The organism is Aeromonas sp. 75A, assembly GCF_051919425.1.
GTDB classification, from domain to species: Bacteria; Pseudomonadota; Gammaproteobacteria; order Enterobacterales; family Aeromonadaceae; genus Aeromonas; species Aeromonas veronii.
Window position 1 is genome coordinate 2,419,663 of record NZ_JBQBES010000002.1, and the last position, 23,093, is coordinate 2,442,755.

Annotated in this window: 28 protein-coding genes; 16 read left to right on the forward strand and 12 right to left on the reverse strand. The window is 58.1% G+C overall.

From position 1 onward, the window contains the following. Positions 1–161: 161 nt before the first annotated feature. From ACTG2T_RS11280 to npr, 10 genes are all read left to right on the forward strand, one after another. Positions 162–1,157 carry a KpsF/GutQ family sugar-phosphate isomerase gene (locus tag ACTG2T_RS11280; protein ID WP_058057518.1) on the forward strand — a complete coding sequence of 332 codons (996 nt, stop codon included), beginning with the start codon at positions 162–164 and terminating at the stop codon, positions 1,155–1,157. Beyond that, a complete protein-coding gene (gene kdsC / locus ACTG2T_RS11285; RefSeq protein ID WP_108542371.1) occupies positions 1,157–1,711 on the forward strand; it encodes a 3-deoxy-manno-octulosonate-8-phosphatase KdsC in 555 nt (184 codons plus the stop codon). The genes ACTG2T_RS11280 and kdsC overlap by 1 nt, the downstream gene beginning before the upstream one ends. After that, positions 1,708–2,268 carry an LPS export ABC transporter periplasmic protein LptC gene (gene lptC / locus ACTG2T_RS11290; RefSeq protein ID WP_005336338.1) on the forward strand — a complete coding sequence of 187 codons (561 nt, stop codon included), beginning with the start codon at positions 1,708–1,710 and terminating at the stop codon, positions 2,266–2,268. The genes kdsC and lptC overlap by 4 nt, the downstream gene beginning before the upstream one ends. Then, a complete protein-coding gene (lptA, locus tag ACTG2T_RS11295; RefSeq protein ID WP_040068817.1) occupies positions 2,255–2,782 on the forward strand; it encodes a lipopolysaccharide transport periplasmic protein LptA in 528 nt (175 codons plus the stop codon). Before lptC ends, lptA begins: the two co-directional genes overlap by 14 nt. A 3-nt stretch (positions 2,783–2,785) precedes the next feature. Next, positions 2,786–3,511: an LPS export ABC transporter ATP-binding protein gene (lptB, locus tag ACTG2T_RS11300; protein WP_005336333.1), complete on the forward strand. Its 726-nt coding sequence runs from the start codon at positions 2,786–2,788 to the stop codon at positions 3,509–3,511. A 65-nt stretch (positions 3,512–3,576) separates the two neighbouring features. Continuing rightward, positions 3,577–5,016: an RNA polymerase factor sigma-54 gene (locus tag ACTG2T_RS11305; protein ID WP_204419786.1), complete on the forward strand. Its 1,440-nt coding sequence runs from the start codon at positions 3,577–3,579 to the stop codon at positions 5,014–5,016. Between the two features lie 20 nt (positions 5,017–5,036). Further along, the gene (hpf, locus tag ACTG2T_RS11310; RefSeq protein WP_005336323.1) at positions 5,037–5,324 is read left to right on the forward strand and encodes a ribosome hibernation promoting factor; all 288 of its coding nucleotides are present in this window, start codon (positions 5,037–5,039) and stop codon (positions 5,322–5,324) included. A gap of 2 nt (positions 5,325–5,326) precedes the next feature. Continuing rightward, on the forward strand, positions 5,327–5,773 hold the full coding sequence (gene ptsN, locus ACTG2T_RS11315; protein WP_005336322.1) for a PTS IIA-like nitrogen regulatory protein PtsN: 447 nt from the start codon (positions 5,327–5,329) through the stop codon (positions 5,771–5,773). Between the two features lie 45 nt (positions 5,774–5,818). Continuing rightward, the gene (rapZ, locus tag ACTG2T_RS11320) at positions 5,819–6,685 is read left to right on the forward strand and encodes an RNase adapter RapZ (protein ID WP_330124686.1); all 867 of its coding nucleotides are present in this window, start codon (positions 5,819–5,821) and stop codon (positions 6,683–6,685) included. Between the two features lie 20 nt (positions 6,686–6,705). Beyond that, positions 6,706–6,978, forward strand: coding sequence for a PTS phosphocarrier protein NPr (gene npr, locus ACTG2T_RS11325; protein WP_005336318.1), 273 nt, complete (start codon positions 6,706–6,708; stop codon positions 6,976–6,978). A gap of 17 nt (positions 6,979–6,995) precedes the next feature. Here the strand turns inward: npr and ACTG2T_RS11330 are convergent, their stop codons facing one another. The 12 genes from ACTG2T_RS11330 to ACTG2T_RS11385 all read right to left on the reverse strand — a co-directional run bounded on the left by ACTG2T_RS11330 (position 6,996) and on the right by ACTG2T_RS11385 (position 17,917). Then, positions 6,996–8,900, reverse strand: coding sequence for a BglG family transcription antiterminator (locus ACTG2T_RS11330; RefSeq protein ID WP_330124685.1), 1,905 nt, complete (start codon positions 8,898–8,900; stop codon positions 6,996–6,998). Positions 8,901–9,007: 107 nt separating this feature from the next. Next, the gene (gene dagF, locus ACTG2T_RS11335) at positions 9,008–9,748 is read right to left on the reverse strand and encodes a 2-dehydro-3-deoxy-phosphogluconate aldolase (protein ID WP_330124684.1); all 741 of its coding nucleotides are present in this window, start codon (positions 9,746–9,748) and stop codon (positions 9,008–9,010) included. Next, a complete protein-coding gene (locus ACTG2T_RS11340) occupies positions 9,748–10,863 on the reverse strand; it encodes a DgaE family pyridoxal phosphate-dependent ammonia lyase (RefSeq protein ID WP_330124683.1) in 1,116 nt (371 codons plus the stop codon). The genes dagF and ACTG2T_RS11340 overlap by 1 nt, the downstream gene beginning before the upstream one ends. Beyond that, on the reverse strand, positions 10,847–11,986 hold the full coding sequence (locus ACTG2T_RS11345) for an amidohydrolase/deacetylase family metallohydrolase (protein ID WP_330124682.1): 1,140 nt from the start codon (positions 11,984–11,986) through the stop codon (positions 10,847–10,849). The genes ACTG2T_RS11340 and ACTG2T_RS11345 overlap by 17 nt, the downstream gene beginning before the upstream one ends. A gap of 42 nt (positions 11,987–12,028) precedes the next feature. Next, entirely contained in the window at positions 12,029–12,679 is a 651-nt protein-coding gene (locus ACTG2T_RS11350) for a DUF4310 family protein (RefSeq protein ID WP_005355144.1), read from the reverse strand. A gap of 11 nt (positions 12,680–12,690) precedes the next feature. Further along, positions 12,691–13,467, reverse strand: a complete 777-nt coding sequence (locus tag ACTG2T_RS11355; RefSeq protein ID WP_330124681.1) for a DUF4311 domain-containing protein — start codon at positions 13,465–13,467, stop codon at positions 12,691–12,693. Positions 13,468–13,506: 39 nt separating this feature from the next. Further along, positions 13,507–13,803, reverse strand: coding sequence for a DUF4312 family protein (locus ACTG2T_RS11360; RefSeq protein WP_149151990.1), 297 nt, complete (start codon positions 13,801–13,803; stop codon positions 13,507–13,509). Beyond that, positions 13,803–14,168 carry an SFCGS family glycine-rich protein gene (locus tag ACTG2T_RS11365; protein ID WP_005355141.1) on the reverse strand — a complete coding sequence of 122 codons (366 nt, stop codon included), beginning with the start codon at positions 14,166–14,168 and terminating at the stop codon, positions 13,803–13,805. Before ACTG2T_RS11365 ends, ACTG2T_RS11360 begins: the two co-directional genes overlap by 1 nt. Positions 14,169–14,185: 17 nt before the next feature. Further along, positions 14,186–14,545 carry a transcriptional regulator gene (locus ACTG2T_RS11370; protein ID WP_076493250.1) on the reverse strand — a complete coding sequence of 120 codons (360 nt, stop codon included), beginning with the start codon at positions 14,543–14,545 and terminating at the stop codon, positions 14,186–14,188. 314 nt (positions 14,546–14,859) lie between these two features. Continuing rightward, positions 14,860–15,984: an outer membrane-stress sensor serine endopeptidase DegS gene (gene degS, locus ACTG2T_RS11375; RefSeq protein ID WP_005336297.1), complete on the reverse strand. Its 1,125-nt coding sequence runs from the start codon at positions 15,982–15,984 to the stop codon at positions 14,860–14,862. 109 nt (positions 15,985–16,093) lie between these two features. Further along, a complete protein-coding gene (locus ACTG2T_RS11380; RefSeq protein ID WP_005336295.1) occupies positions 16,094–17,455 on the reverse strand; it encodes a Do family serine endopeptidase in 1,362 nt (453 codons plus the stop codon). 81 nt (positions 17,456–17,536) lie between these two features. Next, a complete protein-coding gene (locus tag ACTG2T_RS11385; protein WP_005356646.1) occupies positions 17,537–17,917 on the reverse strand; it encodes a YhcB family protein in 381 nt (126 codons plus the stop codon). Positions 17,918–18,057: 140 nt separating this feature from the next. Between ACTG2T_RS11385 and zapE the strand changes: the two genes are divergently transcribed. The 6 genes from zapE (at position 18,058) to ACTG2T_RS11415 (ending at position 23,092) form a co-directional block, all read left to right on the forward strand. Further along, entirely contained in the window at positions 18,058–19,152 is a 1,095-nt protein-coding gene (gene zapE / locus ACTG2T_RS11390; protein ID WP_330124680.1) for a cell division protein ZapE, read from the forward strand. Between the two features lie 266 nt (positions 19,153–19,418). After that, a complete protein-coding gene (gene rplM, locus ACTG2T_RS11395) occupies positions 19,419–19,847 on the forward strand; it encodes a 50S ribosomal protein L13 (protein ID WP_005336289.1) in 429 nt (142 codons plus the stop codon). Between the two features lie 15 nt (positions 19,848–19,862). Then, on the forward strand, positions 19,863–20,255 hold the full coding sequence (gene rpsI / locus ACTG2T_RS11400) for a 30S ribosomal protein S9 (protein WP_005336286.1): 393 nt from the start codon (positions 19,863–19,865) through the stop codon (positions 20,253–20,255). Positions 20,256–20,550: 295 nt separating this feature from the next. Beyond that, the gene (gene petA, locus ACTG2T_RS11405) at positions 20,551–21,141 is read left to right on the forward strand and encodes a ubiquinol-cytochrome c reductase iron-sulfur subunit (RefSeq protein ID WP_040068840.1); all 591 of its coding nucleotides are present in this window, start codon (positions 20,551–20,553) and stop codon (positions 21,139–21,141) included. A gap of 2 nt (positions 21,142–21,143) precedes the next feature. After that, on the forward strand, positions 21,144–22,361 hold the full coding sequence (locus ACTG2T_RS11410) for a cytochrome b (protein ID WP_040068842.1): 1,218 nt from the start codon (positions 21,144–21,146) through the stop codon (positions 22,359–22,361). Beyond that, complete coding sequence (locus ACTG2T_RS11415; protein WP_151286525.1) at positions 22,358–23,092, forward strand: cytochrome c1; 735 nt, start codon at positions 22,358–22,360, stop codon at positions 23,090–23,092. The genes ACTG2T_RS11410 and ACTG2T_RS11415 overlap by 4 nt, the downstream gene beginning before the upstream one ends. Position 23,093: the final 1 nt, after the last annotated feature.

Below are 23,093 nucleotides of genomic sequence, written 5' to 3' on the forward strand. Positions count from 1 at the left end.
CAACAGCAAGGAACAACTATTGAACAGGCTGCAAGCCCATTTGCACGACAGTTTTCTGTAACAAAGTGCGTCATTGAGAGCGGGACTTGCCATCCGATTCGCTTATCCGGGCAGACTTTTTTATAATCCCGCAGCTAATTTCGGCCCGGAGCTGTGTCTTTATGTCTGTAAAGCCTGAGAAAGTGTCTGAACTGTTCGATTTTCGTCGCAGTGCCCGCGCGGTGCTGGACACAGAAAAGCAAGCCATTGATGGACTCTATCAGTATCTGAACGACGCCTTCGACAAGGCGTGCGAAATGGTGCTGCGCTGCGGTGGCAAGATAGTGGTCACCGGCATGGGCAAATCGGGCCATATCGGCAGCAAGATCGCCGCCACCCTCGCCAGCACAGGCACACCGGCCTTCTTCCTTCACCCGGGAGAAGCGAGTCACGGCGATCTGGGGATGATCTCCAGTGGCGACCTTATCATCGCTATCTCCAACTCCGGTGAGAGCGACGAAATCCTGGCCCTGCTGCCGGTACTCAAGCGCCGCGGCATACCGCTCATCTGCATGACCGGCAATCCGGCCTCCACCATGGCCAAAGAGGCCAATGTGCACCTGTGTATCAAGGTGGAGAAAGAGGCCTGCCCGCTGGGTCTGGCACCAACTTCGAGCACCACGGCAACCTTAGTCATGGGCGATGCCTTGGCGGTCGCCCTGCTGGAAGCACGCGGTTTTACCGCCGATGACTTCGCCCTCTCTCACCCAGGCGGTTCCCTTGGCAAGCGTCTGTTGCTGCGGGTTGGCGATCTGATGCACAGTGGCGAGCTGTTGCCCCGGGTGGGGATAGATGCCACCATCAGCCAGGCGCTGCTGGAAGTGAGCCGCAAGGGGCTCGGCATGACGGCGGTGGTCGATGGCAATGGCCTGCTGGCCGGGCTCTTTACCGATGGCGATTTGCGCCGCATTCTCGACCAGCAGATCGATATCCATCACACCCCCATCAGCCGTGTGATGACGGCCAACTGTGTTACCGTAGGTCCAGAGATGATGGCTGCGGAAGCCGTCAAGCTGATGGAAACGAGAAAAATCAACGGATTACTGGTCGTGGATGAAGAGAAACGCCCGCTCGGCGCCTTCAACATGCACGACCTGCTGAAAGCCGGAGTAATTTGATGCAAAACGTACCGACCCTCTATGGTCCGGTGACGCGCAGCCAGTTCGACAAGGCGGCGCAAATCCGCCTGCTGGTGTGCGATGTGGACGGGGTGCTCTCCAACGGCCTCATCTACATGGGAAACAACGGCGAAGAGCTGAAAACCTTCTGCACCCGCGATGGTGCGGGCATGCGAGCGTTGCTCAATGCCGGGATCGAGATCGCCATCATCACCGGGCGCAACTCCCGTATCGTTAGCGATCGGATGAAAAGCCTGGGTGTGGCTCACGTGGTGCAGGGAGCTGATAAAAAGCTGCCTCACTTCGAAGCGCTGCTGGCCAAGCTGGGGCTGAGTCCGGAACAGGCCGCCTATATGGGCGATGACACCATCGATCTGCCGGTGATGGCCGCCTGCGGCCTGGGTATCGCGGTGGCCGATGCCCATCCGCTGGTGCTGAGTCGTGCCGATATGGTGACCCGGCTTGGCGGTGGCATGGGCGCGGTGCGTGAGGTGTGTGACCTCATTTTGCAGGCGCAGGGCCACGACGATTATCAGCCCGAGGCTTCGGTATGAGCAGACAGACCTTGTTGTTTGCCCTGCTGTTTCTGGTCGCGCTGGTTGCTTGGCAGTTGGGCAAGGTTGAGCTGGTGCCTGAGAGCGCCGTCAAAATCGAAAACTATCAGCCGGATTTTGTCGCCAAAGATCTGGTGACCACCCGTTTTGATATCAACGGCAAGCGCACCGAGCGGCTGGAGTCGACCTACGCCGAGTATTATCAAATCCTCGAGCAGGCCACCTTCGACAAGCCGGTGGTCTACATGTATGACGATCAGGGTGCCGCCGAGTGGAAGGTGACCGCCGAAACCGGCGTGCTCAACACCGGCGACAACGTCATCCTGCGGGACAAGGTGCATCTGGATGGTCTGCTGCCCACCTCCTTTATCTCCACACTGGATACCCCTTATCTGGAGCTGGATCTGGTGACACAGGATGTGCGCAGCAACCGGGAAGTGAACATTCTGGGTCGGGATTTCCAGACCCAAGGGGTTGGCCTCAAGGGCCATCTGGACCGCAAATATTTTGAGTTACTGGATCAAGGCCATGCCATCTATTTCAATGAAAAACGCTAATCTGGCCCTCGCAGCCCTATTGTTGTGTGGTGCGGTGACCGCCAAAGAGTCCGACTTTGCCGAGAAGGTCTACGTCGATGCCGTCAAACAGGTGGCCGAGATGCAGGACAACCGCATCACCTTCGAAGAGGATGTGACCATCAATCAGGGCACCATCCGGATCAAGGCTGACAAGGTGGTAGTGACCCGTTCCGGCGAGAAAGGAGCCGAGGTGATGACTGCCTACGGTAAGCCCGCCACCTTCTTCCAGATCCTGGATAACGGCAAGCCGGTCAATGCACACGGCAATACCATCCGCTACGAGCTGAAGAACCGGCTGGTGACCATCACCGGCAACGGTCAGCTCAAGCAGGAAGATAGCCAGGTCAATGGCGATCTGATCCGCTACGACATCGTCAAACAGAAGATGATTGCCGAGAGCAAGAGCCCGAGCCAGCGGGTCAAAACCGTGTTCCTGCCGGATCAGGTAGAGAATTTCGACAAGCCCGCCGACCAGAAGAAGCAGGGAAAATAAGCCATGGCAGTGTTAAAAGCAGTGGGCCTGCAGAAGAGCTACAAGCGCCGCATGGTGGTGAGTGACGTCAGTCTTGAAGTGGGCACCGGCCAGATTGTCGGCCTGCTCGGCCCCAACGGGGCGGGCAAGACCACCTCCTTCTACATGATCGTGGGGCTGGTGCAGCGCGATGCCGGTCTCATCACCATCGACGATCAGGACATCAGCCTGCAGCCCATGCATGTGCGGGCGCGCAATGGCATCGGTTACCTGCCGCAGGAGGCCTCCATCTTCCGTCGCCTGTCGGTGTTCGACAACCTGATGGGCGTGATGCAGACCCGCAAGGGGTTGAGCCGTGAGGAGCGTGAGGACAAGGTTCAGCAACTGCTGGAAGAGTTCAACATCACCCACATTCGCGACAACCTGGGTCAGAGCCTCTCCGGCGGTGAGCGCCGTCGGGTCGAGATCGCCCGTGCCCTGGCGGCCGAGCCGCGTTTTATTCTGCTGGATGAACCCTTTGCAGGGGTTGACCCGATTTCTGTGATAGACATCAAGAAGATCATTCAGCATCTGAAAGATAGGGGCCTTGGCGTCTTGATTACCGACCACAACGTCAGAGAGACTCTGGACGTATGTGAGAAGGCCTATATCGTCAGCCACGGCAAGATGATTGCCGAAGGTGCACCGGCTGACATCCTTGCCGATGAGCAGGTCAAGCGCGTCTATTTGGGCGATCAATTCAGTCTATAGTAAGGGGGCATGCCTTCATTTCCTTTGACGAGTGCCTCGCTGAACATAAGGATATCCCGACGTAGATGAAGCCGACATTACAGTTGCGTCTCGGTCAGTCCCTGACCATGACGCCGCAATTACAACAAGCGATTCGTCTGCTCCAGCTCTCCACTCTGGAACTTCAGCAGGAAATTCAGCAAGCGCTCGAAAACAACCCTCTGCTGGAGCAGGAAGAGAGCGAGGCGCAAGAGACCAGTCCGGAAGCGCCGGTCGATGCCAGCCAGCTGGATTCCAGCGATGCCATGGCCCAAGAGCAGATGCCGGATGAGTTGCCGGTGGATACCACCTGGGACGAGGTTTACTCTGCCGGCACCGCCCAGAGCGCGGGCCCCATCCACGATGGGGAAGATAGCGTCTATCAGGGAGAGACCACCGAAAACCTGCAGGATTATCTGTTGTGGCAGATGCGGCTCACACCGTTCAGCGATGTGGATGCCGCCATCGCGCTCGCCATCATCGATGCCATCGACGAATCCGGTTATCTGACCGTTGCGCTGGAGGATATCCAGGCTGCAGTCACTAGCGATGACGTAGAGGTGGAACTCGATGAGGTCGAGGCGGTACTCAAGCGGGTGCAGCACTTCGATCCGGTCGGCATTGCTGCCCGTTCGGTGCAGGAGTGTTTGCTGATCCAGCTGGATCAATATGACCCGCAGACCCCCTGGCTCAACGAGGCCAAGGAGGTGATCCTCGAGCACATGGAGCTGCTCGGCAACCGGGATTACCGCACCCTCGCCCGCAAGACAAAACTCAAGGAGAGCGACCTCAAGGAGGTGCTGGATCTGATCCAGCTGCTGGAGCCGCGCCCCGGCAACGGCATCATCCAGAGCGACTCCCAGTACGTGATCCCCGACGTCTCCGTGGTCAAGAAGGGCTGCAAGTGGGTGGTCGAGCTCAATCCCGACTCCGCCCCCCGCATCCGGGTCAACGAGACCTATGCCGCCATGGCCCGCAACGCCCGCAGCAGCACCGACACCCAGTTTATCCGCTCCCATTTGCAGGAAGCCAAGTGGTTCATCAAGAGCCTGGAAAGTCGCAATGACACCCTGCTGAAAGTGGCTAGTTGCATTGTCGAGCAGCAACAGGGCTTTTTCGAGTATGGTGAAGAGGCGATGAAGCCGATGGTGCTCAATGACATCGCCGAAGCGGTAGAGATGCATGAGTCGACCATCTCCCGGGTGACGACCCAGAAGTACATGCATACCCCCCGTGGTATCTTCGAATTGAAGTTTTTTTTCTCCAGCCATGTGAACACCGAAGGAGGAGGAGAGTGCTCATCGACCGCAATTCGCGCGCTCATCAAGAAGCTGGTCACGGCAGAGAATCCTGCCAAGCCGTTAAGTGATAGCAAGATCGCGGATTTGCTGGCCGAACAGGGTATTATGGTGGCGAGACGCACGATCGCTAAGTATCGCGAATCCTTGTTTATCCCACCTTCCAATCAGCGCAAACGCCTGGTTTAGGCAAACAAAAGGATGATGTTATGCAAATTAACCTGACCGGACACCATGTCGAGATCACCGAAGCTCTGCGTGATTATGTGAATAACAAATTTGCCAAACTCGAGCGTCACTTCGACCACATCAACAATGTTCATGTGGTGCTTAGCGTGGAAAAACTGAACCAGATAGCGGAAGCCAAATTGCACGTCAGCGGTGGCGAAGTGTTTGCCAACTCTGAACATGCCGATATGTATGCTGCGATAGACACCTTGCTCGACAAGCTGGACAGGCAGATCATCAAGCACAAAGATAAGTTAAATAAAAAATAACCATGCAACTTGAACACATACTGAGTCGGGACTGCACCAAGAGTGCAGTCCCTTGTACCAGCAAGAAACGCGCCCTCGAAATCATCAGCGAGCTGGCCGCCGAACGCCTTGGCACCTCCCGTCAGGCACTGTTCGAATGCTTGCTGGCCCGCGAAAAAATGGGTAGTACCGGGATCGGTGCCGGTATTGCGATCCCCCACGGTCGCATTGACGATGAGTTCCCGCCAACCGCGATCCTGATGACCTTTGCCGACCCTATTCCTTTCGACTCCATCGACAATCAACCGGTTGACCTGCTGTTTGCCTTGCTGGTGCCGGAAAGCGAGTGCAAGCAGCATCTCAAGACCCTTTCTCTGATGGCTTCCAAGCTGGGTGACAAGGCGGTTTGCCGCCAGTTGCGTCAGGCAACCAGCGACGAAGAGCTCTATCAGATCATGACCTCGGCCTGACAGCAGGCCAAGGATGAGACACCCGTTTTGGCGTGAGGGAACAAGATGCAGTTAATCGTGGTAAGTGGACGTTCGGGCTCCGGTAAAACGGTAGCCCTGCGAGTGCTGGAAGATCTGGGTTACTACTGTGTGGACAACCTGCCGGTCAACCTGCTGCCCCAGCTGATTGTCTCGGTGGAGAGCCAGTACGACAAGCTGGCGGTCAGTATTGATGTGCGCAACCTGCCGAGCGATCCGGAGAAACTGGAAAATTTACTGGCTCAGGTGCGCAATGAGGGGCGGGTAGAGTTCTCCAGCTTTTTCTTCGACGCCGACAACGGCACCCTGCTCAAGCGCTATGGCGAGAGCCGCCGCTTGCACCCCCTCTCACGCAACAAGCTGTCGCTGGATGAGGCGATTCGGGAGGAGACCCACCTGCTGGCGCCACTCTCCTCGACCGCTGACCTGCGTATCGACACCACCACCCTCAGCATTCACGACCTGAGCGAGCTCATCAAGACCAGAGTGCTTGGGAAGAAAGAGAACGAGCTGGTGCTGGTGTTCGAGTCGTTCGGTTTCAAATATGGCATCCCCAAGGATGCCGACTTCGTGTTCGATGCCCGCTTCCTGCCCAATCCGCACTGGATCCCCGAGCTCAAACCGTTTACCGGCAAGGATGAGCCGGTCGCCAACTACCTCTCGGCGCAGGCTGACGTGATGCTGTTTACCCAGCAGATCGAGAACATGCTGGTGACCTGGTTGCCCCATCTTGAGCGCAACAATCGCAGCTATGTGACGGTCGGCATCGGTTGCACCGGCGGTCAGCACCGCTCGGTCTTTATTGCAGAACGGCTGGCCAGTGCATTCCGTTCGCTCGGCAAGAACGTGCAGATCCGCCACCGCACTCTCGACAAGAGTGCCCCCCAATCCTGACGGACCAATAGGACGACCCGATGACTGTTTCCGCCTCGGTTGAAGTGAAAAACAAGCTGGGTATTCATGCCAGACCGGCCATGATGCTGTTCGAGCTGGTGCAGGGTTTCGATGCCCACGTGCTGCTGCGCAATGAAGATGGTGTGGAGGCCGATGCTGACAGCATCATCGGCCTGCTGATGCTGGATTCCGCGCAAGGGCGGCAGGTGGAAGTGCAGGTTGAGGGGCCCGAAGAGGTCGAGGCCCTGGCCGCCGTGGTGGAGCTGTTCACCTCCGGCTTCAATGAGGAGTAGTCACTCCTCGTTTTATGTTATGAACCGGTACGCGCCAGCGCTTTGAAGCTGGCAAAATCGCGACAAGCCAGCAGATTCCTGCTGGCTTTTTCGTTCATCAGTGCCAGAAACAGGTCGTAGAGACCCATCGCCTCCTCGTAGTCGGCTTTGCTGATGGCCAGCACGAAGATGAGCGTCGCGATTTCCCCGTTGCCCCAGTCGATCCCCTGCGGTGCCAGTACGGTGTACACCAGAGTGCGGCGCGCCAGCAGACCGAGAGAGTGGGGCAGGGCGATCCCTTCTCCCAGCATGGTGGAGACGATCCGCTCCCGCTCCTGCAGTGAGGCTCTGAAGCCGCTCTCCACCAGATCTTCCGCCTCCAGCTGATCACAGATACGGGCAAACAGTTCGGCCTGGGTAAGGGGTTCTTTGACCACCATGAAGTGGTCGGCATCGAAATATTTGTCGAGCATGTAGGGGCGGGTGCGGTCGATCAGCACCAGCTTGCCAAGCTGCTCCAGCTGGTATTGGGTCGGGAAGGGGGCAACGAGTACCACGGGGGCGTTTTTTTCGTTCACCTTGACGGTACTGATGACAAAGTCCTGCGCGATCTGCGCTAGACCTTCGTAATCCCGCACCGATTCAAGTGTGGTCAGCTGCAACTGGGGATACTCCCGCTTGATACGTGCTTCCAGCACCCGGAAGGTGGCGTTGCCCGCATCGCAAAGCAATAGCGCCTGCGGGCGGCGGGTATAGCCGATATCGTAATGGCGCTCCAGCTCGACCCCGATATGGATCACCAGATAGCCGATCTCGTGATGGGTCAGTCGGTAGGGGGTCTGCTTGATCCACTCCGAAATGGCCGCCAGCGTGATGTCGTAGGCGAGGGGGTAGTACTGCTTGATATGATCGGCCAGCGGGTTGTGGTTGCCAATCTGGTATTTGACCCGTAGCAGCATGGCGCTGATATGGGTTTGCAGGTCGGCTCGCAGCTGTTGGTCGCCTCGCAGGTCGTAAGGGTAGTGTTGATGAATGTAGGTCAGCAGATGTTCCACCAGCTGTTCGCTCTCGGCGGCCATGGCAGGGCTGAGCTGGGGAGTATCGGCAATCAGGCGCGCCTGGATTTGGATAGCGAGACCGGCGATCTCGTCCTCTACGGGGGGCGTCAGGGTGGGTAATACCGCATATATATCGCGAGATACTGCCAGCAGCGGCAGAGTCAGATCCTCGCTGGCGAAGTGGCGCAACTCGTGACCGGATGCCTGACGCAGCAGGGCAACGGCGCAGTAGATGGTGAGCTGCTGCAGACTCTCGTCAGCGAGACGCAGCTGATGTCGGGCAAGCTGGGCATGGATGTGATTGCCCACTACCTCCATCGTCTTGCTGGGGCAGAGGTTGGGCAACAGGGTTTGCAACTGGTTGTTGTGCAGCAACTCCTGATAGAGCAGTTGGGTCAAACAGGCTCGGATCGCCGTCTCCTCCCCCTGAATGCGCATCCCCAGGCGGGGTTTGCTCTCGACGCTGAGCCTGAAGTGGCTGAGTTGCTCACGGACTTCCGCCATATCCCCCTGCAGTGCCGCCCGGCTCAGATACCAGGTATCAGCCAGCTCATCGAGCTTGATCCCCTGCTCTGCCGTCAATAACAGGATCTGCAGGTGCAGCACCCGCTCCCGGCTGGTGCGTGGCAGGCTGCTATCCTGACCCTGGGCCGCCAGCAGAGCCTCGAACAGTCCCTGATTGTAGATTTTCAGCTGGTAGCCGCTACCACGCTGGTGGATCAGGTGAGCGCCGTGGGTGGCAATCAGTTCGTTGAGGGTCGCCACATCGGTGCGCACCGTGCGGGTGGAGACATTGAGGCGGCGAGCCAGCTCCTCCTGTGGCAGCGGTTCGGCGTGGAGCTGGATCAGCAGTTGATGGAGCCTGGGGTGTGGCAGCTTGATCATAGGGGGTATGCAAGACTCCTGTTGCGAGATAAAGGGTCGATGTTAACAAGTGGGTCATCAACAAGCCAGGCACCGGTCAGTGATTGAACCGGCGCCCGTGACTGCCATCAGGCCAACAGTCGTTTCACTATGGCCAGCAGAGTGCGCACATCCTCGGGGCGAGTGTGCCCGCTCGCGCTGTCGATGATGGAGCTGTAGACGTGCGGGATCACCTTCTCGACTCCGGCGTCCAGCGCAATCCTCACTATCTCCTCGAAGTTCTCCAGATCGATGCCACCGGTGGGCTCCAGCCAGAAGTTGTTGCGGGCACAAGCCTCGGCCACTGCCTGATACTCGTCGCGGCAGGCCAGCCCGCCCATGGGGAAGAACTTGACCGAGCTGCCGCCCATGTCCTTGAGCAAGGCAATGGCGGTATCGATGGGCACTATGCCATCCGGCTGCCCGGCGCTGAGTGGACCGGTGGAGATCTTTACCATGCCCGACATGCCAGTAGGGGAGATCAGCCCATTCACCAGCGTTTGTGATTGGCCGAGCAGCGCCCGGCTGGCGCCGACACCGGTGAACACCTGATTGACGTGCTGGGGCTGCAGCTGGCAGGCCAGCTCGGCCACCATAGCGGATTGGCGTGGATCCCCGGCGCCCAGTCCGATGGAGAGGGCGTTGTCGATAAGCTTGGCGTACTCCTTCATATCGGCAACTGCGGAGGGAATATCCGGGTAGTTTTTGGAGAGCACACCGACCAGCACGTGGCCTTCGGCTGCGTCGTACACCTCGACGGCATTCTCCTTGGATCCAGCCAGCACGTTGAGACAGACCCGATCACGGTAGTAGTTGGGGGTAAGGGACATCAGCGATTCTCCTGAACGAGGTTGGCAATGGAGGTGTGGATTTGGTCGAGCTGGGGCACGGAGACGCTGCGCACATCGATCTCGATGTGCCCCTCGTTGGCCTTGTAGCCGCGGCAGTAGATGGCAGGCGTGCCCTGTTGCAGACGGCTGACGACCTGCACTGTGGTCATGCCGATCTGTTGGTGGTCAAAAGCGATATCGGTGCGGGCAATGTCGCGTCCTGCGCTGTCCCATACCACCTTGGCGGTGACGCCAGGCAGCTGGTTGAGGCGCTCGATGAAGGGGCTCATCTTGGCGACCATGGCGGCTCCGCTCTCTTTCTCTTTGGCCAGATAGCGCTCGATGGCGTGGGTCAGGCCGAGGATACCCTCCTTGCCCACCTTCATGGCGCGACCGATGCCATTGGCCTGCTGTTTGACCCACTCCACGTACTGACGCTTGCCGAGCACCAGCCCGCTGGTGGGCCCTTCAATGGCCTTGGCGCCGCTGTAGATGACCAGGTCCGCCCCCTGGTTGTAGTAGAGGCGCAGATCCTCTTCGGCAGCCGCATCGACGATGAGCGGGAGCCCGTGGGTCTTGGCCACCTCGGCGGCCTCGGCCACCGACAGAATGCTCTTCTGCACGCAGTGGTGGGACTTGATATAGAGGATCGCAGCGGTGTTGGCATTGATGGCGGCTGCCAGCTGGGAAGGGGAGCACTCGTTGGCGTAACCGGCTTCCACTACTTTGCCGCCACCCAGATTGACCATGGTACCGACCGGGGCGCCGAAGTTGACGTTATGCCCCTTGGGCAGCACGATTTCACTCGGCACCTCATGGGGATGGGCATGCAGGTGCTCGAGGCGGTAGGGATCGCCGCGCACTATCATGGCGGCGACTGACTGGGCGATGCCCGCGCTGGCACAGGAGACTACCACCGCATCTTCCACATCCAGCAAGCCAGCCAGATAGGTGCCGGTCTTGTTGACCAGATCCTTGACCTCGAAGTAGTGGCCCAGGCCGAAATTGACCGCATCTACCACCTCCTGCTCGGGGGTGGAGACGCCGAGAATGGTCATGCGCCCGGAGGCGTTGATCACAGGTTTGAGCTGATATTTCTCATAAACAGAAGGCATGGTGTGATTTCCCATAGTGAGTCAGAACCAGTTCGCCACCGACCAGGGCGGCGAGAGGCTGCAGTTGTTGGTCACCGCTGCGGGACTGGGCTTCGGTATCCATAAACAGGGTCGGGCCGCTGGTGACCTCGAACAGGGTCAGATCGGCATCGGCGCCCACCTCAAGCCGCCCCTTGCCGGAAAGGCGCAGGGCATCGGCCGCTTGATGGGTGACACAGGCGAGCACCTGCTCCAGCGTCATGCCGATGGCGAGAAACTTCGACATCACGTGAGCCAGACTGTAGACCGGCCCCTTGATGCGGTTCTTGCAGTAGATGTCGGAGCTGATGGTGCGGGGCAGGATCCCCTGCCGGATAGCCAGCTCCGCCACCTCGAAGCTGAAGCTGGCGCCGCCGTGGCCGATGTCGAGCAAGAGCCCCCGTTTCATCGCCTCGCGCACCGCGACCCGCAGCTCGCCAGCCGGAGTCAGGATGCGGTTCGGTTTGCCGTTGAAGCAGTGGGTCAGCAGATCACCATCCCCCAGCAGAGCGACGATCTCGTCCAGGTCCGGCGGCGTGTTGCCCACGTGCACCATCAGCGGTAGCCGGCCGTGGGTCTGTTGCAGGGCCTTGGCCATGCGCAGCGGTTGCAGACCGTTTTCTCCGACCACGCTGCCGCTCATCCGCGCCTTGATGCCGACGATAAAGTCGGGGTGGCGGCGAATGGCTGCCGAGGCAAGATCCATATCGAGGTCCCGGCTATCCGCCAGCTCGTTCTGGCGCAGCAGACCGATGCGGGAGATGTTGAGCAGGGCATGCACCCGAGTCTTGCAGCCCGCAGCGATCTGCTGGAAGTCATCCACATCGTCGGCTCCGGTGCTGCCGGCGTCGATGACGGTGGTGACGCCGGACTCTACGCCCACCTTGTCCGGCTCATCGTGATAGATGGGGGAGGCGGGGTAGCAGTGGGTGTGGCCATCGATCCAGCCTGCGCTCACATGCACCCTGCCGCCGAGCTCCAGGATCTGCCGCGCCGTTGCCGTCCCCGGCAGGGAGCCGATGGCGGCGATTTTGCCCTCCCTGATGGCGATATCGACGAGCTGGCCATCTCCCTGGCGCCCCGCTTTGATGATGATGTCGTACATGCTGAAAACCTCTGGCGAGCCGCCCCGCAGGGCGGCTGGTACTTACACAAGGGCGACCGGGAAGAAGGTACCCAGCAGCATGGCTCCCAGGATGGCACCGCCGGTGATGGGTTTGCCCCACACGTAGAACAGCAGGGCACCCAGCAGGGACCCGATACCGATGGGGATGGAGGCACCCATGGCGGAGAGGATGATGAGGGGGCCGAGGAAGCGGCCAGAGCTGTTGCCTGCGCCCATCATCACGTCAGCACCGTAAGTGGAGTTGCTCTGGTTGATGGTGAACTTGCGTGCCAGAATGATGACGTAGCCGATGGCCAGACCAATCCCCATGCCGGTTGCCAGCGAGGCGCCGAAGTTTTCCACCGGATAGACGATGCCGGCTCCCAGCAGCAGGGCGGGAACGCCCAGTCCGACCCCGGTCTGGATAGCGCCGCCGATATCCAGGATCCCCACCAGGGATCCCTCGATGATGCGGGCGAACAGGAAGCTGGCACCGAACGCGGCTACCGCGCCGTAGGCACCCGTGTCCATCCCGGCCTTGAGCATGGCGACGAAGGCTACTTCGTTGAAGGCACCAACCCCGTACAGATAGAACATGTGGGTACCGGCAAAGACCCCGGCCGAGAGCAGGCCGACGAAGATGGGGAAGGACCAGTCGGCGTACCAGAAGTTGTTTTTCAGTTTCTCATCCATGGTGTTACCCCTTATTTGCCGCTCAGCAGGTTATGGACACTTTCCAGCCACAGGGGGACACCCATATGGAAGGATTCAATCAGTTTCATGTCGAAGCCGCGGAAGAAGCCGCTCAGCACGAACAGCAGGACGATGGCTGCCATCATCACCTTGGTGACATGGTTCCAGCCGCTCTCTTCCACGCCCTTGCCGATCAGGATGCCGAGCACCAGACCCGGTACCGCGTTGCCCATGATGAGCTGCGCCAGACCGCCGAAGATGGTGGCCCAGAAACCGGATTTCTTGCCCGCTTCGATGGCAGCGAGCCAGAAGATCACCGGCATAACGGTGTTGACCAGCAGGTTGGCTGCCGGTACCAGCACCTTGACCGCAGTGACCTGCAGGGCGGCCGGGACGGCTGCGGCCGTGCTGTTGAGGAAGGCAACCACGATGGCACCTATGATGCCGCCGGCGATGGCCATCTTTTTCGGGTCGTGCAGAGTGGTGGCGAGATCCCGATTTTTGAACAGCAGTGCCGCCGTGGCCCAGTGCGGGATGATGCGGTGATCCACATCCTGGGTGAAGGCGCCTGCAGCCACGGTCGAGGCCCAGGTGTTGAAGAAGAAGCCCAGACCAAACGAGAAGTGGGAAGCGGGATCCCCTTCGCAGGAGTTGAGTTCGCCCAGGGTGCGGAAGGCACCCATGCCCTGTACGGTCGGGGCGTGGAACATCCGCGCCGCGCCGGCCCCCACCCCGACGCCAACCAGGCCGCCAATGATGAGTGACTTGATAAAAATGATTAGAAACATCCAACGTATCCTTCTTGTGGGGTTGTGCCTGCGCAGGCATCACACCTGGGTGAACGTCACCTTGGCGACATCCAGACTGGTGACCTGAACCTTGATCTCCAGCTGGACGCGGTATTCGCGGCGCTGGCGCGGCAGGAAGAAGAACAGGAACTTCTCCACCCGGACCAACTCCTCGGCTTTGAGCACCTGTACATCGACCGGCTCAATACGCAGCAGTACCTGCTGGTTGTTCTTGAGCAGTGTGGGTTGCACCTGGCTGAGGGCGGAGGCAAACGCCTGCTGGCGGGTCGTCCCCTTGCCGTTGACGATGACCTGGGTGGTGAAGTTCTCTTTCATCAGGCGCGTCCGTGCTTCTTGGCGAAGGCTTCGACCAGCTTCTGGCCCAGCTCTTCCTTGTCCATGAAACCGAAGCCCAGCACCACGCACCCTTCGTTGATGGCGGTGACGCCCTCTTCAACAGAGCGCATGCCGTAGCGGCACTTGTAGCCGTATTTGGTCTGGGCGGTGATCGCCCCGGCGCCACCGCTGCCGCAGAAGGAGATGCCGAGATCCGCCTGCTCCTTGTTCATCACGTCGCCGAGCTTCATGTCAGCGGCCATGCCTGGGATGATGGTCACGTTGGCTCCGGCTGCTTCCGCGCCTGCGCCCACTTTCTGACCCTTGCCGAGACGGTCTCCAATCACGAGTTTGATGGCTGTCATATCGATTTCTCCTTGAGTTACGGGTTCTGCACCGAGCTGAGTTCGTTTTCTTTGGCGACTTCAAAATGGACGGACAAGAGGTGTGCCTCCTCATAAGCAAGCTGATCCAGCCAGCTGACGACCTGTTCGGCGAGACGCAGTGAGAGGGGGGAGATCTCTTCAAACAGGCTGAGGTCAACCTCCGGCAGGGGCTCGCCACTGTGGGAGCGCCACACCATGGCTTTGACATGGGAAGCCAGCATCTGCCGTTGCACCTCGTTGGGGATGATGCCCTGTTCGGCCAGCAGGGGATAAATGCGCGCGAGGATATGATCGGTCTGGCGCAGCAACTCCGGGCTGTTCGGGGTCAGGGTCTGGTCGTGAGTATCTGTTTGCAATGTCTGCTCTCCAAGGCTGGCAGAAGGTATGGAGTTACCCTAAGCCTGCGCGTCGATGTGGAGGAGGCAGTGTTTTTCCGATTCGAAGCGGAAATTCCTGATGAAATGGCCCCGAAGTGATCGTTTGGATACTGAAAAGGCAAAAAGAGTGCTTATTGAAGCTGGTTTTGTGTGATCGGTAGCGCACAAATCGGGGGGCGGGGGCAGGGCAAGCGTTGCGGGAAACTGTGAGTCATCTCACGGTAAGAGACGTTGCCGAGAGGGCAGATATGGAAAAGGGCGGTTTCCCGCCCTTCTCATTAAAAGGAGTGACGCTAGCTGGCCGATGCTGCGCTCGAGCTGGCCGTTCTCTGCTGATAGCGCAGGTCTTCCTCTATAGTGACCACCACTTCCAGCGGCTTGCCGGAGCGGAATACCGAGATGGTCAGCTTGGTGCCGGGGCGGCTCTCGACAATCTTGTCCATGGCGCTGCGTACGCCACTGATGGCCTCTCCGTTGATCTTGAGCAGCACATCCCCTCGCTGCAGGCCGCCTTTGGCCGCCGGGCCGTTGGGATCCAGACTCTCCACCACCAGACCACGTAGGTCGCCGAGGTTCATCATCCGCGCGACTATGGGGTTGATCTCGACACTGGAGATCCCGAGGTAGCCGCGGATCACCCGGCCGTTGGCGATCAGCTCATCCATGATCCGTTTGGCCAGCCGGTAGGGGATGGCGAAGCTGATGCCGTAGCTCTCCTGATTGCCGTTGAGGTGATAGGTGGCGGTGTTGATACCCACCAGATCGCCACGGCCGTTGACCAGCGCGCCACCCGAGTTGCCCTCGTTGATGGCTGCATCGGTCTGCAGCAGATCCTGGCGGCCATTGCTGTCGGGTCCCATGCTGGAGAGGCCGGTACGTCCGGTCGCGCTGATGATGCCCTGGGTGATGGTCTGGCCGACGTTGTAGGGGTTGCCGATAGCGAGCACCACATCCCCCACTTCTGGCAGTCGCTCTGGATCCTGCGGGATCACCGGCAGGTTGTCTGACTCGATATAGAGCACGGCGAGGTCGGTGAGCTGATCGGTACCGACCAGCTCGGCGCTGAAGACCCGGCCATCCTGCAATGCGACGATGATCTGGTCGGCATCGGCGATGACGTGGTAGTTGGTCAGTACATAGCCGCGCTGATTCATGATGACGCCGGAACCCAGCCCTTGCGGGCGCAGTTCCCCCTGATTGCCCTGATTGGGGGCAAAGCTGCGGGTATAGATGTTGACGACGGCAGGGCCTGCCCGATGGGCGGCATAGGAGAAACTCAGTTCACGGGCATTGGTGATGATGCCGGGCAGTTGGGCACCACCACGAAAATGGGGAAACAGCAGCAACAGCAGCGCCGCGACGGTCAATCCAAAACCGACAGACTTGCCCAAGTAACTGACTAAAGGGGGGATTTTCATGTCATTCTCATCCGTACAGGCTGCGCGCAGAGAATAACACTATCGATGGATAAAAATCACCCGCGGTGAAGGCCGCGGGTGATAGAGGGGTTGGCGAACAGCTTGAGCGTTAGCGGATCACCAGATAGAGCGAGGAGTCGCCGCGCTGGATGTTGAGCGCCAGCACGTCAGGCTTGTTCTTGAGCGCCTTGGTCAGCTCGCCCAGGGTGTTGATGCGCAGGCGGTTGACCCCGATGATGATGTCACCCTTCTGCAGGCCGGAAGCGGCTGCCGGAGAGCGAGGATCAATATCGGCAACCGCGACACCGGAGACCGGGTCGGTGGTGGTGCTCAGCTTGGCCCCTTCCAGTGCCGGATGCAGCGCGCTGGCGCGTACTTCGCTGTCATCGGCCTGCTTCAGGGTCACTTTGGCAGTTTGTGACTTGCCATCGCGGATCAGCCCCAGTTCGACCTGCTTGCCAGCGCCCATGGTGGCAATCTTGGCGCGCAGCTCGCCGAAGGAGCGAACCGGTTTGCCATCGATGCTGACGATGATATCGCCGGCCTTGATGCCCGCCTTGTCGGCCGCCGAATCAGGCATGACCTGATTGACGAAGGCACCATCCTTCTTGTTGTAACCGAAGGTTTTGGCGATGTCGGAGGTGAGCTCGGTGCCGGTAATACCCAGCTGGCCGCGACGCACTTCACCGTACTTGACGATCTGCTCGGTCAGATCCCGCACCATGTTGGAGGGGATAGCAAAGCCGATGCCGATGTTGCCGCCGTTCGGGCCCAGAATCGCGGTGTTGATACCGATCAGCTCGCCACGCAGGTTGAGCAGGGCTCCGCCGGAGTTACCGGAGTTGATGGCCGCATCGGTCTGGATGAAGTTCTCCAGATTCTCGATGTTGAGGCCGCTGCGACCCAGCGCACTGACAATACCGGAGGTGACGGTCTGGCCCAGCCCAAACGGGTTGCCGATGGCCAGCGCATAGTCACCTACCCGCAGCTCATCGGAGTCGGCGAACTTGATCTGCACCAGATCCTCGGCCTTGATTTGCAGCAGGGCGATGTCGGACTGCTTGTCTTCACCGATCTTCTTGGCTGCGTACTCACGACCATCCTTCAGATTGACCTTGATCTCGTCCGCCTCGTGCACCACGTGGGCGTTGGTGATCACGTAACCCTTCTTGGCATCGACGATGACACCGGAGCCGAGCGCCTGGAATGGCTGCTCGCTCACCTGTTCATCGGGCATGTTGGGGCCGAAGAAGAACTTGAACTGTTCCGGCAGACGCTGACGGGTAATTTTTTTGCCAGAAACCGAGATATTGACCACCGCCGGGGTGACCTGTTCGAGAACAGGCGCCAGGCTTGGCATCTCCTGATTTGAACCTAACAGGGAAGGCAGTGCAGCCTGAGCAGGGGCCGCAGACATGGCGATACCGACACTGAGGGCTAGCACACTGAGCATGGAAAGAGGTTTACGCATATGAAAAACAGCTCCCAGAAAAAGTTGCATTGCAATCGTCAAGGTCAGACCACGGGACTGGCCAATTAGTTCCGCGAGGAACTAGTTTGGTTGCTTGAGCAGCCCGGAAGAGGCGCCAGCATAGTCGCGAGGCGGAACGCCCGGCTCTTCTGCCACATTGGCAGGGGCTTCTTCTACCAATGACTCGCGGAACAGCGGTTCCTGCGCCTTGGCCAGGAATTTGCTCTGCTCGGCCATGTGGCGATAGAGGGTCTGATACTGCTCGGCCAGTTGCTCCATCAGGGCGGCACTGTCGGCGAAGTGGGTGTTGATCTGGCCCTGATAACTCTCGAGCTCCTTGTGGGCCTTCTTCAGTTCCTGTTCGAGACGGCCAGCATCGCGGCTACGCACCGAAAAACGGCCGAGAACGATACCGATAATCAAGGCCGCGACAGCCAGCAGGATCCCAGTTAACAGACTCATAGATGCTCCTTGTTACAGCTAAAACAGAGTGGGTTTATGCGGTCGTCATAACCGCCATGCCTTGATGGCACTATACCGTGCGTCCTGAGGCCGTGATACCATTTTGTCCTCGATTCAGGGACTTGGAGAGGCGCTCAAGGATGACACCGCAGCAAAAATACCAGCAGGATCTGCTGCACCCCGGCTTTGTGGCCGACCCCGCGCAGGGGATGGCCATTAGCAGGCTGGAGCGACTGTATCAGGATTTGCTACGGCGCCCGACTCCGACCAGATCTCGAGGGCTGCTGGGGTGGCTACAAAAGCCCAAGTCGCCGGAGCCCGTCCTCGGTATCTATATGTGGGGCGGAGTGGGCCGAGGCAAGACCTGGCTGATGGATACTTTTTTCGACAGCCTGCCGGGGACGCGCAAGATGCGCAGCCATTTCCACCGCTTCATGCACCGCATTCACGATGAACTGCAGGGACTGAGCGGGCAGTCCGATCCCCTCAAGCTGGTGGCCAGCAAGCTTGCCAGCGAGACAGACATCATCTGTTTCGACGAATTTTTCGTCTCCGATATCACCGATGCCATGTTGCTGGGCACGCTGTTCCAGGAGCTGTTTGGTCACGGCGTCGTGCTGGTCGCCACTTCAAATATTCCGCCGCAGGATCTTTATCGCAACGGGCTGCAGCGAGCCCGTTTTCTGCCAGCTATCGAGCTTATCGAGCGCCATTGCGAGGTACTTAACGTGGATGGAGGTATCGACTATCGCCTGCGTACGCTGGAACAAGCGGAGATTTATCACTGCCCGCTGGATTTACAGGCAAAAGCCAATCTTGACCACTATTTTCAGCAATTAACCGGTGGGCACACGGCTTGCGAGGGGGCGTTCGAGGTCAATCATCGTCAGCTGAGGTCGCTCGGGATGGGGGAAGGGGTGCTCTATATGGAATTTGAGCAACTTTGTTGTACTCCCCGCTCCCAGAACGACTATATCGAGCTGGCCAGGCTGTTCCATACTGTTCTGCTGGCCAATGTGCAACCCATGGGCACAGGCTCGGATGACGCGGCTCGCCGCTTCATTGCCATGGTCGATGAGTTTTATGAACGGCACGTCAAGCTCATCATGTCGGCAGCGGTTCCCATGGCAGAACTCTACGGCGAAGGGCTGCTGAATTTCGAATTCAAACGCTGTCTTTCGCGGCTTCAGGAAATGCAATCGCACGAATACCTTGCCAGAGTGCACCTTCCTTAGTCACAATACCGCGCCTGCCAGTCGGATGGGCATCTGCGGCAGGTAGGGCCGGGCGACATTTGCTGGTTTCATGGCAGTGAAATTAGCAGGTGATATTTAAGGCAACTTCACTTATAATCGCCCGGCCCACGTTACAGCTGTCGATAAGACAGCAACACTTTAAGCTTTACTTGTATTCGAAGGGGTACAGGTAGGCCATCGTTTGTTGTTTGTGGGAGAGCCCCCATAAGCAATTGGGTCTGTAACAGGTAATTGGGTTTAACTTAATGAAAACTTTCGTTGCCAAGCCAGAAACCGTAAAACGTGACTGGTACATTGTGGACGCAGAAGGTAAAACTCTGGGTCGTATCGCAACCGAGATCGCTGCTCGTCTGCGTGGTAAGCACAAAGCTGAGTACACTCCGCACGTTGACACCGGTGATTACATCATCGTTGTAAACGCTGAGAAGGTACACGTAACCGGTAAGAAATTTACCGACAAAATGTACCACGCTCACTCCGGTTTCCCGGGTGGTATCAAGTCAATCAGCTTCGACAAGCTGATTCAGCGTAAACCGGAAATGGTAATCGAAGCAGCCGTAAAAGGCATGCTGCCGAAAGGTCCTCTGGGCCGTGCCATGTTCCGTAAACTGAAAGTTTACGCAGGCGCCGAGCATGCTCATGCTGCTCAGCAACCTCAAGTACTGGATATCTAATCGGGAACTGGCAACATGGCAGAAAATCAATACTACGGTACCGGCCGTCGCAAAAGCTCCACTGCTCGCGTATTTATCAAAGCGGGTAGCGGCAAGATCGTAATCAACCAGCGCTCCCTGGAGCAGTACTTCGGCCGTCCGACTGCCCGCATGGTAGTTCGTCAGCCGCTGGAACTGGTTGAGATGACCGAGAAACTGGACCTGTACATCACCGTTAACGGTGGTGGCATCTCCGGTCAAGCTGGTGCGATCCGCCACGGTATCACTCGTGCTCTGATGCAGTACGACGAAACCCTGCGTTCCGAACTGCGTAAAGCTGGCTTTGTTACTCGTGATGCCCGTAAGGTTGAGCGTAAGAAAGTTGGTCTGCACAAAGCTCGTAAGCGTCCGCAGTACTCCAAGCGTTAATTCGCTTTTTGTACTCACTCTTTCGAGTGTCAAAAAAGCCTGGCAACCGCCAGGCTTTTTTTATTGGTAATATTACCGACATCAATGCTAACCACGCGTCACAAAAGACAAAAAATTGTTTCTTTATTGTTTTCATTGCTCACCGCTCTTTCTTGTCAAGTTGTTATCTTTTCTTTAAAATTTCCCCTGTTTTCTGTGGCAATTGTAAATCCAGCTTCCGCCGCTGTTGTCACGGGAAAAATGGGGAACAGGGACACTATAAGAATGTGCGGAGTCCACATGGGAGAGTTTTTGGATGAGCAATGCGCCAGTTGATACCGGTCGCCGCAGATTTCTTACCTGGTCAACGGTTGCCGTTGGTGGGGTAGGAGCTGCGTTTACCGCAGTGCCGTTTATAAAGTCATGGAATCCGAGCGCCAAGGCCAAAGCAGCCGGTGCGCCGGTTGAAGTCGATATCAGCAAGTTGGAACCGGGTCAGCTCATCCGTGTCGAGTGGCGAGGCAAGCCTGTCTGGGTGGTGAAACGCACCAAACAGACGCTGGATGCCTTGGCCGCGCATGATGACAAGCTGCGGGATCCCTCATCTGAAGAGCCGCAGCAGCCTGACTATGCCCATAACGGGTACAGATCGATCAAGCCCGAAATTTTTGTCGCGGTCGGTATTTGCACCCACTTGGGGTGTTCACCTTCCTATCTGCCTGATAGCTTTGGCGAGCAGGTGCAGGGCGTTACGTCCGGCTTCTTCTGCCCGTGCCATGGCTCCAAGTTCGACATGGCCGGCCGTGTGTTCCAGGGGGTGCCTGCACCGCTGAACCTGGTCATTCCGCCCTATCAATTCATTAATGACACCACCATCCTGGTCGGTGCCGATGGCAAGGAGGCCTGACCATGTTGAGTAAACTGATGGGCTGGATCGATTATCGATTCCCGCTCACGGCCATGTACAACGACCACATGGCCAAGTATCCGGCACCGAAGAACCTGAACTTCTGGTACTTCTTCGGCTCGCTGGCCATGCTGGTGCTGGTTAACCAGATCATCACCGGTATCTGGTTGACCATGAACTACAACCCCTCTGCGGAAGGTGCGTTTGCCTCCGTGGAGTACATCATGCGCGATGTGGAGTACGGCTGGCTGCTGCGTTACATGCACTCAACCGGTGCGTCTGCATTCTTCATCGTGGTCTACATGCACATGTTCCGCGGCATGATCTATGGCTCTTATCAGAAGCCTCGTGAACTGTTGTGGATCTTCGGCATGCTGATCTTCCTGGTGCTGATGGCAGAGGCCTTTATGGGCTACTTGCTGCCCTGGGGCCAGATGTCATTCTGGGGGGCTCAGGTCATCATCTCGCTGTTTGGCGCCATTCCGGTCATCGGTGACGATCTGACCCTGTGGATCCGCGGTGACTACGTGATCTCCGGTGCGACCCTGAACCGCTTCTTCGCGCTGCACGTCATCGCGTTGCCGCTGGTGCTGGTGATGCTGGTTGCCATGCACATTCTGGCGTTGCACGAAGTGGGCTCCAACAACCCGGATGGTATCGACATCAAGAAGCACAAGGACGAAAACGGCTGGCCGCTGGATGCGGTGGCATTCCACCCTTATTTCACCGTCAAGGACATGATCGGTGTGGCGGGCTTCCTGTTCTTCTTCTGCGCCATCATTTTCTTCAAGCCGGATATGTGGGGTTACTTCCTCGAGAAGCCGAACTTTGAAGTGGCCAACGGCCTGAAGACTCCTGCTCACATCGCGCCTGTGTGGTACTTCACTCCCTTCTACGCGATTTTGCGTGCCGTACCCGACAAGCTTCTGGGCGTCATCATGATGGGCCTCTCTATTGTGGTGTTGTTCCTGCTGCCTTGGCTGGATCGCTGCAAGGTGCGTTCTGTTCGCTATCGCAGCAAGCTGCACAAGCTTAACATCGCCCAGTTCGTGGTCTGCTTTATCATCCTGGGGGTGCTGGGGGTGCTGCCGTCGACGCCGACCCTGACGCTGGTTGCCCAGATTTGTACCTTGGGTTATTTCGGTTTCTTCGTGCTGTTGTTCTTCTACAGCAAAAACGAACGCACCAAGCCGCTGCCGGAGAGGGTTACATTTAAATGAAAAAAATAATATTTGCAGTGCTGACCCTGCTGCCATCTCTGGTATTTGCAAGTGGCGGAGCTGTTCATCTGGACAAAGCCAATTACGATCTGAGTGACAAGGCATCGCTGCAACGCGGCGCGGCCACCTTCATGAACTATTGCGCCGGATGCCACTCTACCCAGTATCAGCGTTATAACCGGGTCGCAGAAGATCTCGGGATCCCCGAAGATTTGATGAAAGAGAACCTGATTTTCACCGGCGCAAAGGTCGGTGACCTGATGAAGAGCGCCATGTCAGAGAAGGATGCCGCCAAGTGGTTTGGTGCGCCGCCCCCCGATCTGACTCTGGTTGCCCGGGTACGTGGTGCGGACTGGATTTACACCTATCTGCGCTCTTTTTACGTGGATCCGACTCGTCCGTTTGGGGTGAATAATGTGGTGTTCCCGTCTGTGGGTATGCCTCATGTGTTGGAACCGTTGCAGGGAACCCCCCGTGCCGAGTTCGTCACTCACACGGTCGATGGAGTCGAGACCCAGCAGGTTGTCAGCATCAAATCTGACGGTAATGGTGAAATGGATGACGAAGAGTATGATCAGACGGTACTGGATCTGGTAAACTTCTTGGTCTACTCGGCTGAACCGGTACAACAGGAGCGTGAACGCATGGGCTTCTGGGTGCTTGGTTTCATCGTGATCTTCTTCATCTTCACTGTGCTGTTGAAGAAGGAATTCTGGCGCGACGTTCACTAAG

Excerpts from the sequence above, each read along its gene's own strand:
- kdsC (WP_108542371.1), top strand. The coding sequence starts at position 1,157 with ATGCAAAACGTACCGACCCTCTATGGTCCGGTGACGCGCAGCCAGTTC.
- ACTG2T_RS11280 (WP_058057518.1), top strand. The coding sequence starts at position 162 with ATGTCTGTAAAGCCTGAGAAAGTGTCTGAACTGTTCGATTTTCGTCGC.
- ACTG2T_RS11340 (WP_330124683.1), bottom strand. The coding sequence starts at position 10,863 with ATGCCTTCTGTTTATGAGAAATATCAGCTCAAACCTGTGATCAACGCC.
- npr (WP_005336318.1), top strand. The coding sequence starts at position 6,706 with ATGACTGTTTCCGCCTCGGTTGAAGTGAAAAACAAGCTGGGTATTCAT.
- lptA (WP_040068817.1), top strand. The coding sequence starts at position 2,255 with ATGAAAAACGCTAATCTGGCCCTCGCAGCCCTATTGTTGTGTGGTGCG.
- zapE (WP_330124680.1), top strand. The coding sequence starts at position 18,058 with ATGACACCGCAGCAAAAATACCAGCAGGATCTGCTGCACCCCGGCTTT.
- ACTG2T_RS11330 (WP_330124685.1), bottom strand. The coding sequence starts at position 8,900 with ATGATCAAGCTGCCACACCCCAGGCTCCATCAACTGCTGATCCAGCTC.
- ACTG2T_RS11355 (WP_330124681.1), bottom strand. The coding sequence starts at position 13,467 with ATGTTTCTAATCATTTTTATCAAGTCACTCATCATTGGCGGCCTGGTT.
- dagF (WP_330124684.1), bottom strand. The coding sequence starts at position 9,748 with ATGTCCCTTACCCCCAACTACTACCGTGATCGGGTCTGTCTCAACGTG.
- ACTG2T_RS11410 (WP_040068842.1), top strand. The coding sequence starts at position 21,144 with ATGTTGAGTAAACTGATGGGCTGGATCGATTATCGATTCCCGCTCACG.
- rplM (WP_005336289.1), top strand. The coding sequence starts at position 19,419 with ATGAAAACTTTCGTTGCCAAGCCAGAAACCGTAAAACGTGACTGGTAC.
- ACTG2T_RS11350 (WP_005355144.1), bottom strand. The coding sequence starts at position 12,679 with ATGGATGAGAAACTGAAAAACAACTTCTGGTACGCCGACTGGTCCTTC.
- degS (WP_005336297.1), bottom strand. The coding sequence starts at position 15,984 with ATGAAAATCCCCCCTTTAGTCAGTTACTTGGGCAAGTCTGTCGGTTTT.
- lptC (WP_005336338.1), top strand. The coding sequence starts at position 1,708 with ATGAGCAGACAGACCTTGTTGTTTGCCCTGCTGTTTCTGGTCGCGCTG.
- ACTG2T_RS11385 (WP_005356646.1), bottom strand. The coding sequence starts at position 17,917 with ATGAGTCTGTTAACTGGGATCCTGCTGGCTGTCGCGGCCTTGATTATC.
- ptsN (WP_005336322.1), top strand. The coding sequence starts at position 5,327 with ATGCAACTTGAACACATACTGAGTCGGGACTGCACCAAGAGTGCAGTC.
- ACTG2T_RS11365 (WP_005355141.1), bottom strand. The coding sequence starts at position 14,168 with ATGACAGCCATCAAACTCGTGATTGGAGACCGTCTCGGCAAGGGTCAG.
- rapZ (WP_330124686.1), top strand. The coding sequence starts at position 5,819 with ATGCAGTTAATCGTGGTAAGTGGACGTTCGGGCTCCGGTAAAACGGTA.
- rpsI (WP_005336286.1), top strand. The coding sequence starts at position 19,863 with ATGGCAGAAAATCAATACTACGGTACCGGCCGTCGCAAAAGCTCCACT.
- ACTG2T_RS11345 (WP_330124682.1), bottom strand. The coding sequence starts at position 11,986 with ATGTACGACATCATCATCAAAGCGGGGCGCCAGGGAGATGGCCAGCTC.
- ACTG2T_RS11305 (WP_204419786.1), top strand. The coding sequence starts at position 3,577 with ATGAAGCCGACATTACAGTTGCGTCTCGGTCAGTCCCTGACCATGACG.
- ACTG2T_RS11360 (WP_149151990.1), bottom strand. The coding sequence starts at position 13,803 with ATGAAAGAGAACTTCACCACCCAGGTCATCGTCAACGGCAAGGGGACG.
- ACTG2T_RS11380 (WP_005336295.1), bottom strand. The coding sequence starts at position 17,455 with ATGCGTAAACCTCTTTCCATGCTCAGTGTGCTAGCCCTCAGTGTCGGT.
- petA (WP_040068840.1), top strand. The coding sequence starts at position 20,551 with ATGAGCAATGCGCCAGTTGATACCGGTCGCCGCAGATTTCTTACCTGG.
- hpf (WP_005336323.1), top strand. The coding sequence starts at position 5,037 with ATGCAAATTAACCTGACCGGACACCATGTCGAGATCACCGAAGCTCTG.
- ACTG2T_RS11415 (WP_151286525.1), top strand. The coding sequence starts at position 22,358 with ATGAAAAAAATAATATTTGCAGTGCTGACCCTGCTGCCATCTCTGGTA.
- lptB (WP_005336333.1), top strand. The coding sequence starts at position 2,786 with ATGGCAGTGTTAAAAGCAGTGGGCCTGCAGAAGAGCTACAAGCGCCGC.